Here is a 13,281-nt window from a genome sequence, read left to right on the forward strand (position 1 = left end):
GGCTGCGAACGGACTCATCACGCCCGCCATTCCCCTACAGAACAGGAACCTGCCTCATGAACCACGACGTCATCATCACCTGCGCACTTACCGGTGCTGGCGACACGACCGCCAAGAGCCCACACGTACCGGTCACCCCGAAGCAAATCGCAGCCGCTGCCGTGGAAGCCGCCAAGGCGGGCGCCACCGTGGTGCATTGCCATGTGCGCAATCCCGAAACCGGCAAGTTCAGCCGGGATGTGGCGCTGTACCGCGAAGTGATGGAGCGCATCCGCGAAGCGGACGTCGACATCATCGTCAACCTGACCGCCGGCATGGGCGGCGACCTGGAAATCGGCGCTGGCGAAAACCCGATGGAATTCGGCACCAACACTGACCTGGTCGGCCCCCTGACACGCCTGGCCCACGTCGAAGAGCTGCTGCCGGAAATCTGTACCCTGGATTGCGGCACGCTGAACTTCGGCGATGGCGACACCATTTACGTATCCACACCGGCGCAACTGCGCGCGGGCGCCAAGCGCATACAAGAGTTGGGCGTCAAGGCCGAGCTGGAAATCTTCGACACCGGGCACCTGTGGTTTGCCAAGCAGATGATCAAGGAAGGCTTGCTCGATGATCCGCTGTTCCAGCTGTGCCTGGGCATTCCGTGGGGCGCACCGGCCGATACCACCACCATGAAAGCCATGGTCGACAACCTTCCAGCCAACGCGGTCTGGGCCGGCTTTGGCATCGGACGCATGCAGATGCCGATGGCTGCGCAAGCGGTACTGCTCGGCGGCAATGTGCGGGTCGGCCTGGAAGACAACATCTGGCTGGACAAAGGCGTGTTGGCCACCAATGGCCAGCTGGTGGAGCGCGCCAGCGAAATCCTCAGCCGCCTCGGCGCCCGTGTCCTGACCCCAGCCGAAGGCCGGGCAAAAATGGGCCTGACCAAGCGCGGCTGAGCCCACACATATCCCCTGTAGGAGCTACCGAAGGCTGCTCCTACAGGGGATCACCGAATTTTTTTAGGAAGTCGCCATGACGTTCATCACCGAAATCAAAACCTTCGCCGCCCTGGGTAGCGGTGTCATCGGCAGCGGCTGGGTGTCCCGCGCCCTCGCCCACGGCCTCGACGTAGTGGCCTGGGACCCCGCGCCTGGTGCTGAAGCCGCCCTGCGCAAACGCGTCGCCAACGCCTGGGGCGCCCTGGAAAAACAAGGCCTGGCCCCGGGCGCTTCGCAGGATCGCCTGCGCTTTGTCGCGACCATCGAAGAGTGTGTGCGCGATGCCGATTTCATTCAGGAAAGCGCCCCCGAGCGCCTGGACCTGAAGCTCGAATTGCACAGCAAGATCAGTGCAGTAGCCAAACCCGACGCCTTGATCGGCTCCAGCACTTCGGGCCTGTTGCCCAGCGAGTTCTACGAGAGTTCGACCCATCCGGAACGCTGCGTTGTTGGCCACCCGTTCAACCCGGTTTACCTGCTGCCCCTGGTGGAAGTGGTGGGCGGTAAAAACACGGCGCCGGAAGCTGTTCAAGCGGCGATGAAAGTCTACGAATCCCTGGGCATGCGTCCGCTGCATGTGCGTAAGGAAGTACCTGGTTTTATCGCCGACCGATTGCTCGAAGCGCTGTGGCGTGAAGCGCTGCATCTGGTGAACGATGGTGTGGCGACCACCGGTGAAATCGATGATGCCATTCGCTTTGGCGCCGGTTTGCGCTGGTCGTTCATGGGCACGTTCTTAACCTATACCCTCGCGGGCGGCGACGCGGGCATGCGTCACTTCATGGCACAGTTCGGTCCGGCGTTGCAGTTGCCGTGGACCCATCTGCCGGCCCCGGAGCTGACCGGCAAGCTGATTGATGATGTGGTGGACGGCACCAGCGATCAGTTGGGCAAACACAGCATTTCGGCACTGGAGCGCTATCGTGATGATTGCCTGCTGGCGGTGCTGGAGGCGGTGAAGACCACCAAAGAGAAGCATGGGATGGCGTTCGCCGACTAAACCCCAGCGCTTTCTGTAGGAGCCAGCTTACTGGCGATCGGATAGACGCGGTGTTTCAGAGTGACCGCGTTATCGTTCATCGCCAGCAAGCTGGCTTCTACAGGTTCTCGTTATTTCAGGACTTGATGACATGCCTGCACTGACCACCTACCAAACCACAATCATCCCCGATTGGGTCGACTACAACGGCCACCTGCGCGACGCGTTTTACCTGCTGATTTTCAGCTACGCCACCGATGCGCTGATGGATCGGTTAGGCATGGACAGCAACAACCGCGAAGCCAGCGGCCATTCGCTGTTCACCCTCGAGCTGCACCTCAATTACCTGCATGAAGTGAAGCTCGATGCCGACGTTGAAGTGCACACCCAGATCATCGCTCACGACAACAAACGCCTGCACCTCTATCACAGCCTGCATCTGGCCGGTGACGACAAAGAGCTGGCGGGCAACGAACAAATGCTGCTGCACGTCGACCTTGCCGGTCCCCGCTCCGCGCCGTTCAGCGAAGAAACGCTTGGCAAGCTGCAAACCATCGTTGCGCAACAAACCGACCTGCCCACCCCGGACTACATGGGTCGAGTGATCGCGCTCCCCCCAAAAAAATAACAAGGAGATCGCCATGAACACCGCCGCCGCTTTTGCCGACTTCCGTACTTATCCGTTGATCAGCGCGCTGAGTGGCGTGCAGGCCCTGGCGGATCGCGTTCTTGTGACATGGGCTGATACCCGAGTCAGCCCTTTTCATCATCAATGGCTGCGGGACAACTGCCCGTGCCCGCAATGCGTCTACACAGTGACCCGTGAACAGGTGCTGGAAATCGTCGATGTTGCAGAGAACCTGACGGCGGCAAATGTGGGTGTCGATGCTGAAGGTTGCCTGTGTGTCGATTGGCAGGACGGTCACCGGAGTCGCTTCGATCCGGGCTGGTTGCGGGCCCACGCTTATGACGACGTCTCCCGCGCCGAACGCCAAGCCAGCAAGCCGAAATCCAGCCTGTGGAAAAGCGACTTGCCGCTGCCGGTGTTCGACTATCAGGCGCTGATGAATGACAACGACGCCTTGATGCAGTGGCTGCTGGCCGTGCGCGATATCGGCCTGACACAAGTGCGTGGCGTACCCACCGAACCCGGTTCGCTGAAACTGATCGCCCAGCGGATTTCCTTCATCCGCGAGAGCAATTTTGGCGTGCTGTTCAACGTGCAATCCAAGGCCGATGCCGACAGCAACGCCTACACCGCGTTCAACCTGCCATTGCACAGCGACCTGCCAACCCGTGAATTGCAACCGGGGCTGCAATTTCTACATTGCCTGGTCAATGACGCGGATGGCGGCGAGAGTATTTTTGTCGACGGTTTCGCGATTGCCCACGCGCTGCGCGAGGAAGATCCCGAGTCGTTCAAAGCCCTGTGTGAAATCCCCGTGGAGTTTCGCAACAAGGACCGTCACAGCGACTATCGCTGCCTCGCGCCGATCATCGCGTTGGATGCCTTGGGGCAGACATCTGAAATCCGCATGGCGAACTTTTTGCGCGGTCCGTTCGATGCGTCTGCAGAGGAGATGCCCAAGCTGTATCGCGCTTATCGGCGTTTTATTGCGATGACTCGCGAAGCGCGATTCCGGGTGATGACGCGGCTCAATCCGGGGGAGATGTGGTGTTTTGATAACCGCCGCACGCTCCATGCGCGCAATGCGTTCGATCCCGCCACGGGTGCCCGGCATTTCCAGGGATGCTATGTGGATCGGGATGAGTTGTTGTCGCGGATCCTCGTGCTCCAACGCTAGACCGCATCATCGTTCATCGCGGGCAAGCCACGCTCCCACAGGTTTGGCGTCGTTCGCCAAATCTGCGCCCCCACCCCAGTCCTGTGGGAGCTGGCTTGCCAGCGATGGCGGTCGCACAGGCAACACCCAATTCCCGCACTCACAGGCAAAAAAAACCCCGATCAAGCCGTGACAGGATCGAGGCAGAGGTGGGTACTGTTGAGGAGCCGTTGCGCGAGGGTGACCAACCTTCGTGAAGTCAGCTGTAACCAGTGTGCCCACTCCTCTGTGAACGCAATTAGCCGAAAACGACCTGTTCATAGGTATCGCGGCCATTACGACAGATCGCCCTTGCCGCCACCGCGCCCCCCGATGAGAATCGAGACACGACACCGTTCCCTGAAGAAGGATTGCGTCATGATGCACGCCGATTTGATTGACCAGGAAGACCTGCTGGGCCAGCTGAAATCATTGGGTTTTCAAGTACCCAGCGGCTCTACAGCCGAGCAGGCTTGCGAATGCGCGGTGCGCGGTTTGAACGATGAACGGGCGATAACGCTACGGACAATGGTCAAGCAGATGTACACCAGCAGCGCTACCATCCTGCCGGCTGTGCGCCAGGCGATCGACAGGCAATTGCTGCCGGCATTGGCGGCGTACCAGCAGAGCCGTAGCGCCTGAGCAAAAATCAAAAGATCGTCCGATCGGACGATCTTTTGAAGTCGACTCGGTTTAGAGCCTTACACTGGCAAAAGTCGACTCATTACGCGCCTGACTCAATGCCGACAACGGCCCTGACAATGGCGACAGCACCAGTGCCTGCGGCAGCGGCATCATTGCTACCTGCTGGGTGGTGTTGGACCCTACGCGCTCGTCACGCGGCGGAATGCCGAAGTATTCGCGATAGCACTTGGAAAAGTGCGGAGTGGACACGAAGCCACATACCGACGCCACTTCGATAATCGACATCGGTGTTTGCTTGAGCAACTGCCGGGCGCGGATCAGGCGCAGTTTCAGGTAGTAGCGCGACGGCGAACAATGCAGGTACTTCTGGAACAACCGCTCCAGCTGACGACGCGACACCGCGACGTATACCGCCAGCTCATCCAGGTCGATCGGCTCTTCCAGATTGGCCTCCATCAGTGCGACGATTTCCTGCAACTTCGGCTGGTTGGTGCCAAGCATGTGCTTGAGCGGCACACGCTGGTGATCCTGCTCATTGCGGATGCGCTCGTAGACAAACATTTCCGAGATCGCGGCCGACAGTTCGCGTCCGTGATCACGGCTGATCAGGTGCAGCATCATGTCCAGCGGCGCAGTGCCACCAGAGCTGGTGAAGCGATTACGGTCGAGGGTGAACAACCGGGTGCTCATGGCCACGCGCGGGAAAGCTTCCTGCATCGATGCCAGGCATTCCCAGTGCACGCTGCAATCAAAACCGTCCAGCAGCCCGGCGCACGCCAGGGCCCAGCTACCCGTGCACACTGCGCCGAGACGACGCGACTGGCGCGCCTGGCTCTGTAGCCACGAAACGTGTTCGCGGGTGACCGTGCGCTGGATACCGATACCACCGCAGACAATGATGGTGTCCAGCGCGGGAGCCTTGTGCATGGAGCAATCGGGGGTAATCTGCAGGCCGTCACTGGCCCAGACCTGCCCGCCATCGACGGTGAGTGTGGTCCAGCGATACAGCTCGCGACCGGACAACTGGTTGGCCATGCGCAGTGGTTCCACTGCGGACGCCAGAGAAATCAGCGTGAAATTGTCCAGCAGCAGAAAGCCGATGGATTGAGGCGCACGGTTCTGGGGTTGAGTCCCGGAGTTGAACGTCGTCATCGCAATATCTCCTCACACAAAGCGGGTGATGGCCTCAGGCGGAGGCTCTTGTTATTGCCATCGTTCTCGCGTGGGAGACGGGCTTTGTAATGACAGAGCAATTGCCATGCCTAAAATTGAATGCGCGTTCAATAACTCCTGAAAACGACGTCGGAATGTGTCTGTATATGACCGCGTAGAGTGGGGGGATATAAGTGCCATCAATAGCAGCAAGGGCTCTGTCCCTTAGCGTGTGAGCAAATCGGTAGCACTTGTGGGAACAGGGCTGCGGCGTGCATTGAAAGAGTGTCACCACAAGCACAGGTGACAGGCGGTCAGCGACGATTGGGATCCCTGATCCTGTCGAAGTCGCTTATCTGTAAGCGACGCGCCAAAAGGTGGCGTATCAGGGAAGGTGTGTTCACTTTGCGCGCAGTTTTGACTGATCTGGCAACATCGCGGGCAAGCCCGCTCCCACAGGGATTTGTGGTGTGCTCCACTTCTCGGTTGCACGACAAATCCTGTGGGAGCGGGCTTGCCCGCGATGGGATCAACCCGATATCAGCACTCCACCGCACTGACCGCTAATCCACCGCGCGAGGTTTCCTTATATTTGTCATGCATGTCCGCCCCGGTATCACGCATGGTCCGGATCACCCGGTCCAGCGAGATAAAGTGCTGCCCGTCACCGCGCAACGCCATCTGCGCCGCATTGATCGCCTTCACCGCAGCAATTGCATTACGCTCGATGCAAGGCACCTGCACCAGTCCGCCCACGGGGTCACACGTCAGCCCCAGGTTGTGTTCGAGTCCAATCTCAGCCGCGTTGCACAGCTGCTCCGGCGTGGCACCGAGGATCTCCGCCAACCCCGCCGCCGCCATGGCGCAGGCCGAACCGACCTCACCCTGGCAGCCGACTTCGGCCCCGGAGATGGAAGCGTTCTTCTTGCACAGGATCCCCACAGCCGCCGCGCTCAGGAAATAGTCGACGACATTGGCGTCAGTCACCGCTTCGCTGAACTTCATGAAGTAATGCAGCACCGCAGGAATGATCCCCGCCGCGCCGTTGGTCGGCGCCGTGACCATGCGCCCACCCGCCGCATTCTCTTCGTTGACGGCCAGGGCGAACAGGTTGACCCATTCCATGGCACTGAGCGTCGAGCCGATCACATTCGGCTTGCCCAGCTCCTGCAAGCTGCGGTGCAATCTGGCGGCGCGACGTCGCACATTCAGGCCACCGGGCAGGATGCCTTCATGCTTGAGGCCTTGCTCGACGCAGTCCTGCATGGCTCGCCAGAGCTTCATCAGGCCGGCACGAATTTCGTCTTCACTGCGCCAGACCTTTTCGTTGGCCATCATCAGTTCGGCAACTCGCAGGTTGTGCTTCTGGCACAAGCTCAACAACTCGACCGCGCTGGAAAAATCGTAAGGCAACTCGGTGCGATCCATGTCCACCACGCCGCTACTGGCCTGCGCCTGATCCACGACAAAACCGCCACCCACTGAATAGTAGGTATCGCGGTGCATTTCTCCCGCATCACCTTCAACCATCAACGTCATGGCATTGGGATGGAACGGCAGGTTTTCATCGATCAGGCGCATGTCCCGGGCCCAGATGAACGGCACCGGCAGATGACCATCGAGCAATAACTCGTCGGTTTCGCGCAGGGTGGCGATACGAATGCCGATTTGCGACGGATCGATCGCGTCCGGCCACTCACCCATCAGGCCCATGATCACCGCATTGTCGCTACCGTGACCGATGCCGGTGGCCGACAGCGAACCATACAGCTGCACTTCGACGCGCCGGACCTGATCCAGCAGCCCCTTTTCTCGCAGGCCCTGCACAAACAGTGCGGCTGCACGCATAGGCCCCACCGTGTGCGAACTGGAAGGGCCGATGCCGATTTTGAACAGGTCGAAAACGCTGATAGCCATTACTGCCGAACTCCTGGATATGCCCAACTCCAGACGCAAAAGCGCCCAGTGACGGAGCTGCTACGCTCAAGCTGCAATCCGCCGATATGGCTGCATCATCAGGCTTTTACCCGGTCGTTCGACGTCTCGAACCGACGCACTCTTGTCCACCAACGCCGCGAGTCGCCAACGCTATGGTTCCGCCGTTTTTTTACGGCGCAGAGGGACAAACAGGGCAGAAAAAAGCTGTAAACGACGTCACCGACACTGGATGCGACCATCCCTGTACTGGTTACGACGCACCCTGTAGGCGTCAGATTTTCACTGGTACATGATCGTATCGACTCGATTGCAAGGCGCCGTGGTAGAGCTGTCTGAAAACGCCATCCAACCGCAACCTATAAGTGCGGTGGTCCAGTCGGAACACTGCCGAAAAAAACACCAAGGAGTCAGTCAATGAAAGGTTCCCCGTCGTTGTTGTTGGCCGCCATGCTTAGTCTGCCGGTTCTGGCGCAAGCTGCAGAACCGGCCCAGTGCAGCACTGTAAACTTCTCCGATGTCGGCTGGACCGACATCACCGTCACCACCGCTACCACCAGCGTCGTGCTCGACGCACTGGGGTACAAGACCAAAACTACAATGATCTCCGTGCCGGTGACCTATAAGTCGCTGGCAGATGGCAAGAACATGGACGTGTTCCTGGGCAACTGGATGCCGACCATGGAGAACGACATCAAGGCCTATCGTGATGCCGGTACCGTGGAAACCCTGCGCGCCAACCTGGAAAACGCGAAATACACCCTCGCCGTTCCCGAAGAGTTGTATAACAAGGGGCTGAAAGATTTCGCCGACATCGCCAAGTTCAAGAAAGAGCTCGATGGCAAGATCTACGGCATCGAACCTGGCAACGACGGCAATCGTCTGATCCAGAGCATGATCGACAAGAACGCCTTCGGCCTCAAGGAAGCCGGCTTCAAGGTCGTCGAGTCCAGCGAGGCAGGCATGCTCTCGCAAGTCGATCGCGCGCAGCGGCGCAATACCGCCGTGGTATTCCTGGGCTGGGAACCACACCCGATGAACACGCGCTTCAAGATGAAGTACCTGACCGGCGGCGACGATTACTTCGGCCCCAACTTCGGCCAGGCGACCATCTTCACCAACACCCGCAAGGGCTACGCCCAGGAATGCAGCAACGTTGGTCAGCTGCTCAAGAACCTGGTGTTCAGCCTCGACATGGAAAGCACGCTGATGGGCAACGTCCTGGACGACAAGATGAAGCCTGACGCGGCTGCCAGGGCGTGGCTGAAAAAGAATCCACAGGTGCTCGATACCTGGCTCGCTGGCGTAACCACCATTGACGGTAAACCAGGCCTGGAGGCCGTGAAAGCCAAGCTCGCGCAGCCTTGAGTTCAGGAGCATCGTTTATGCCGGGTGAGCGTGCTCACCCGGGCTGTTATTTCCTTGCATGCGGACGTTCAATACCATGCTGATTGATCAGAAAATCCCTTTAGGCCAGTACATTGCGGGCTTCGTCGAATGGTTGACGCAACATGGCGCCAACACCTTCGACGCCATCGCCGTGTCTCTGGAAACGATGATCCACGGCGTGACTTTTGCGCTGACCTGGTTCAACCCGCTGGCATTGATCGGCCTTATCGCACTACTTGCGCATTTCATTCAACGAAAGTGGGGACTGACAGTTTTCGTCATCGCCTCCTTCCTGCTGATCCTCAACCTGGGATACTGGCAGGAAACCATGGAAACCCTCGCCCAGGTGTTGTTCGCCACCCTGGTCTGCGTGGTCATCGGCGTGCCGCTGGGCATTGTTGCCGCGCATAAGCCGATGTTCTACACCATGATGCGTCCGGTGCTCGATCTGATGCAGACCGTGCCGACCTTCGTCTACCTCATTCCTACCCTGACCCTCTTCGGGCTGGGCGTGGTGCCGGGGCTGATCTCCACGGTGGTGTTCGCGATCGCCGCGCCCATCCGCCTGACTTACCTGGGTATCCGGGATGTTCCACAGGAACTGATGGACGCCGGCAAAGCCTTCGGCTGCTCGCGTCGTCAATTGCTCTCACGGATTGAACTGCCCCACGCGATGCCAAGCATTGCGGCCGGTATCACCCAGTGCATCATGCTGTCGTTGTCGATGGTGGTGATTGCCGCACTGGTGGGCGCCGATGGCCTGGGCAAACCCGTGGTCAACGCACTGAACACTGCTGATATCGCCCTGGGCTTCGAAGCGGGCCTGGCGATCGTATTGCTGGCGATCATGCTCGACCGTATCTGCAAACAACCCGACGCTAAAGTAGGGGGTGACGCATGAGCATTATTCGCTTCGAAGACGTCGATGTAATCTTTTCCAAGGACCCGCGCGAGGCGCTCAAGCTGCTCGATCAGGGCATGACCCGCGACCAGATCCTGAAAAAAACCGGGCAAATTGTCGGCGTGGAAAAAGCCAGCCTGGATGTCGATAAAGGTGAAATCTGCGTATTGATGGGCCTGTCCGGTTCCGGCAAATCCAGCCTGCTGCGTTGCATCAACGGCCTCAATACCGTGAGCCGTGGCAAGCTGTTCGTCGAACACGAAGGCAAGCAGATCGACATCGCTTCCTGTACCCCGGCAGAGCTGAAGATGATGCGCACCAAGCGCATCGCCATGGTGTTCCAGAAGTTCGCCCTGATGCCTTGGCTGACGGTGCGGGAAAACATCAGCTTCGGCCTGGAAATGCAGGGGCGTCCGGAGAAGGAGCGCAAGAAGCTGGTCGATGAAAAACTCGAGCTGGTCGGCCTGACCCAGTGGCGCAATAAAAAGCCCGACGAGCTATCCGGCGGCATGCAGCAACGCGTCGGCCTGGCGCGCGCGCTGGCCATGGACGCCGACATTCTGCTAATGGACGAACCCTTCTCGGCCCTCGACCCGCTGATTCGCCAGGGCTTGCAAGATGAATTGCTGGAACTGCAGAGCAAGCTCAGCAAGACCATCGTCTTCGTGAGTCATGACCTTGATGAGGCCCTGAAGCTGGGCAGTCGCATCGCGATCATGAAAGACGGCCGGATCATCCAGTACAGCAAGCCGGAAGAGATCGTGTTGAACCCTGCGGACGATTACGTGCGCACCTTCGTCGCCCACACCAACCCGCTGAACGTGCTGTGCGGCCGCAGCCTGATGCGCACCCTGGACAAGTGCAAACGCATTAACGGTTCGGTCTGCCTCGACCCGGGCGGCGATTCATGGCTGGACCTGGCCGAAGGCAACACCATCAAGGGCGCCCGCCAGAACGGTGCGAGCCTGGATCTGCAGAACTGGGCACCCGGGCAGGCAGTGGACGGCCTGGGTCGTCGGCCGACCCTGGTGGACTCCAATATCGGCATGCGCGATGCGCTGCAGATTCGCTACCAGACCGGCAACAAACTGGTGCTGCATGACAACAACAAAGTGGTAGGGATCCTCGGTGACAGCGAGCTATACCACGCGCTGCTCGGCAAGAACCTGGGGTAACACAACAGACACAAAAACGCCGCGAGAGGATCGCGGCGTTTTCGTTTATGGGATATCGGGTGATGCAGTCGTTGAAGTAGAAGCCCCCATCGCCAGCAGGCTGGCTCCCACATTGGAATGCATGCTCTTGTGGGAGCCAGCCTGCTGGCGATAAAGCCGATGCGGTGCTTCAGACAGCAACACCGCTTACTTGACTACTCAGCTATAGACCCGGCCAAGGAGCTGCCGATGGCTTTCAAACTGATCGAGCACGTCACGGGTGATCTGATCCTGAGTGAAACCCATCAGATCGTAATCCTGGCTGCCATTGTGCAGGTAAACCTCGGCGCGGTAGTAGCGTGCCCGGGGCTCATCGACACTTTCAGCCGAGACCGTCTCGCTTGCCGCCGCCAGGTAGCCATCCAGGCTCACTTCGTAGACAAACGGGTTACCCTCTTCCATCTCGATCCGCAGGCCCATGCAGCGCTTGGCCTTGCCCAGCAATGTCTGCACATCCAGGCCCTGGCCACGCAACAGAACCGCCGCCTCTTCCAGCGCCGGGGTCACCTGTTTGTCCATGAAACGTTGAACGATCGACTGGTTCGGTTGCAGGTCCAGCTGGGTCAGGCGCTCGCTGAAACCGCGCCGACCACGGGCTGCCAGCTCCGCCTGCTCCTGTTCGATTTGCACGTCCTGGCGCATGGCCTTGTGCAAGCCGAACATGAAGAACACCAGCACCACCGAGAACGGCAGGCCAGCCAGCACCACCATGGTTTGCATGGCTTCGAAGTTACCGGCGAACAGCAGGCCGATGGTCACCAGCGTGATCACCGCAGACCAGAAGATCCGCAACCAGTGCGGCGCATCTTCATCAACGTTGCCACCCTTGCACGACAGGTTCGCCATCATCACCGCGCCGGAATCCGCCGGCGTCAGGAACAGCACAAAACCAACAAAGATCGACACGCCGATCACCACTTTCGACGCCGGGTAATGCTCCAGAAGCTGGTAGATCGCCATGGACGGCTGTTCCAGCGCGGTCTTGCCGAGTTCCACTGCACCATGATTCATCACCAGGTCCAGGGCCGAGTTACCGAAGATCGACAGCCACGCCAGGGTGAAGCCCAGGGGAATCAGCAATACGCCGGCCACCAGTTCACGCACCGTGCGCCCACGGGAAATACGCGCGATGAACATGCCCACGAACGGTGCCCAGGAGATCCACCAGGCCCAATAGAACAGGGTCCACAGGCCCATCCAGCGCTCGGTCTTGTCAGCGTCGCCCTCATACACATAGAGGTCGAAGGTCTTCAGCACCACGCCGTTGAGGTAGTCGCCAATGTTCTGCACAAAACCGTTGAGCAGGTGCAGCGTCGGGCCGAACAGCAGGACGAAGATCAACAGGCCGCTGAACAGGATGATGTTCAGGTTGGACAGCCGACGAATGCCATTCTCCACACCCGACACGGCAGCAATGGTCGCCACGGTGCTCATCACGATGATCACAATCAGCAGGTTGGTGTTGCTGTGCTCCATGCCGAACAGGTTTTCCAGTCCCGACGACACTTGCAGCGACCCGATCCCCAGATTGGTCACCAGGCCCAGCAGGGTCACGAACATCCCGAAGCCATCCACCGCATGACCGGCCGCGCCCTTGACCCAGCGCTCGCCCACCAGTGGATACAGCGCCGAACGCAGCGCCAGCGGCTGGTTATGACGGTAGGCGAAGTACGCCACGGCAAGGCCGACCAGCGCATAAATCGCCCAGCCATGCAGGCCCCAGTGCAGGAACGTCAGCTGTACCGCCTGACGTGCAGCCATGTTGCTGCCGGCCACGCCTTCCGGCGGGTTGAAGTAGTGATCCAGCGGTTCAGAAGCGCCGAAGTACAACAGCGAGATGCCAATACCCGACGAGAACAGCATGCCCGCCCAGGCGCCATAGCTGAAGTCCGGGGTGTCGTCCTTGCTGCCCAGTTTGAGTTTGCCGTAGGACGAGAACGCCAGGCCGATGACAAACACCAGGTAAGCGGCAATCACCACCATGTAGTACCAGCCGAAGCTGCGGGACAACCAGGCCTGGGCGACGCCGAGCACTCTGCCGGCCTCTTGCGGGGCAATGATCAGAATGGCGGTCAACAACAGGATCAGCGCGGTAGAGGTGTAGAACACCCAACCGTTGACCGTCACCTTCTCGGGTGGGGTCTTTATAAGAGAGGCAGAACTCATGGCACAGATGCTCCGGGCAGTGCGAGAGAAGAACACAAGGCAAAGCGGTACCCGACCAATCGGTTAGTTGGCAGCCGACCAGCGGGTGATA

11 protein-coding genes and 1 pseudogene are annotated in these 13,281 nt (G+C 59.5%); 8 read left to right on the plus strand and 4 right to left on the minus strand.

Features of this window, described 5'->3' with window-relative positions; translation table 11 throughout:
• Window positions 1–56: 56 nt before the first annotated feature.
• The 5 genes from HYI44_RS19825 (at window position 57) to HYI44_RS19845 (ending at window position 4,430) form a co-directional block, all read left to right on the plus strand.
• Window positions 57–944 (plus strand): 3-keto-5-aminohexanoate cleavage protein, encoded by an 888-nt coding sequence (locus HYI44_RS19825; protein ID WP_225570266.1) that lies wholly within the window; start codon window positions 57–59, stop codon window positions 942–944.
• A 76-nt stretch (window positions 945–1,020) separates the two neighbouring features.
• Complete coding sequence (locus tag HYI44_RS19830) at window positions 1,021–1,986, plus strand: L-carnitine dehydrogenase (protein ID WP_225570267.1); 966 nt, start codon at window positions 1,021–1,023, stop codon at window positions 1,984–1,986.
• Between the two features lie 130 nt (window positions 1,987–2,116).
• Window positions 2,117–2,593: a thioesterase family protein gene (locus HYI44_RS19835; RefSeq protein WP_225570268.1), complete on the plus strand. Its 477-nt coding sequence runs from the start codon at window positions 2,117–2,119 to the stop codon at window positions 2,591–2,593.
• Window positions 2,594–2,606: 13 nt separating this feature from the next.
• Window positions 2,607–3,770: a gamma-butyrobetaine dioxygenase gene (locus HYI44_RS19840; protein ID WP_225570269.1), complete on the plus strand. Its 1,164-nt coding sequence runs from the start codon at window positions 2,607–2,609 to the stop codon at window positions 3,768–3,770.
• Between the two features lie 396 nt (window positions 3,771–4,166).
• Window positions 4,167–4,430 (plus strand): hypothetical protein, encoded by a 264-nt coding sequence (locus tag HYI44_RS19845; protein ID WP_045059888.1) that lies wholly within the window; start codon window positions 4,167–4,169, stop codon window positions 4,428–4,430.
• Between the two features lie 51 nt (window positions 4,431–4,481).
• On the opposite strand, the gene HYI44_RS19850 is transcribed toward HYI44_RS19845, so the two are convergent.
• Window positions 4,482–5,585 (minus strand): GlxA family transcriptional regulator, encoded by a 1,104-nt coding sequence (locus HYI44_RS19850; RefSeq protein WP_045059887.1) that lies wholly within the window; start codon window positions 5,583–5,585, stop codon window positions 4,482–4,484.
• Window positions 5,586–6,125: 540 nt separating this feature from the next.
• The gene (locus tag HYI44_RS19855) at window positions 6,126–7,502 is read right to left on the minus strand and encodes an L-serine ammonia-lyase (RefSeq protein ID WP_225570270.1); all 1,377 of its coding nucleotides are present in this window, start codon (window positions 7,500–7,502) and stop codon (window positions 6,126–6,128) included.
• Between the two features lie 435 nt (window positions 7,503–7,937).
• Between HYI44_RS19855 and HYI44_RS19860 the strand changes: the two genes are divergently transcribed.
• From HYI44_RS19860 to choV, 3 genes are all read left to right on the plus strand, one after another.
• Entirely contained in the window at window positions 7,938–8,888 is a 951-nt protein-coding gene (locus HYI44_RS19860; RefSeq protein ID WP_122841191.1) for a choline ABC transporter substrate-binding protein, read from the plus strand.
• Window positions 8,889–8,964: 76 nt separating this feature from the next.
• Window positions 8,965–9,810, plus strand: coding sequence for a choline ABC transporter permease subunit (gene choW, locus HYI44_RS19865; RefSeq protein ID WP_122841190.1), 846 nt, complete (start codon window positions 8,965–8,967; stop codon window positions 9,808–9,810).
• Window positions 9,807–10,985, plus strand: a complete 1,179-nt coding sequence (gene choV, locus HYI44_RS19870) for a choline ABC transporter ATP-binding protein (protein ID WP_045059884.1) — start codon at window positions 9,807–9,809, stop codon at window positions 10,983–10,985. The genes choW and choV overlap by 4 nt, the downstream gene beginning before the upstream one ends.
• 198 nt (window positions 10,986–11,183) lie before the next feature.
• Here the strand turns inward: choV and HYI44_RS19875 are convergent, their stop codons facing one another.
• The gene (locus HYI44_RS19875) at window positions 11,184–11,543 is read right to left on the minus strand and encodes a hypothetical protein (RefSeq protein ID WP_205940125.1); all 360 of its coding nucleotides are present in this window, start codon (window positions 11,541–11,543) and stop codon (window positions 11,184–11,186) included.
• 44 nt (window positions 11,544–11,587) lie between these two features.
• Window positions 11,588–13,133: pseudogene (locus tag HYI44_RS19880) on the minus strand (BCCT family transporter).
• Window positions 13,134–13,281: the final 148 nt, after the last annotated feature.

This window comes from Pseudomonas sp. Y24-6, assembly GCF_020295325.1.
Classification (GTDB): Bacteria; Pseudomonadota; Gammaproteobacteria; order Pseudomonadales; family Pseudomonadaceae; genus Aquipseudomonas; species Aquipseudomonas gregormendelii.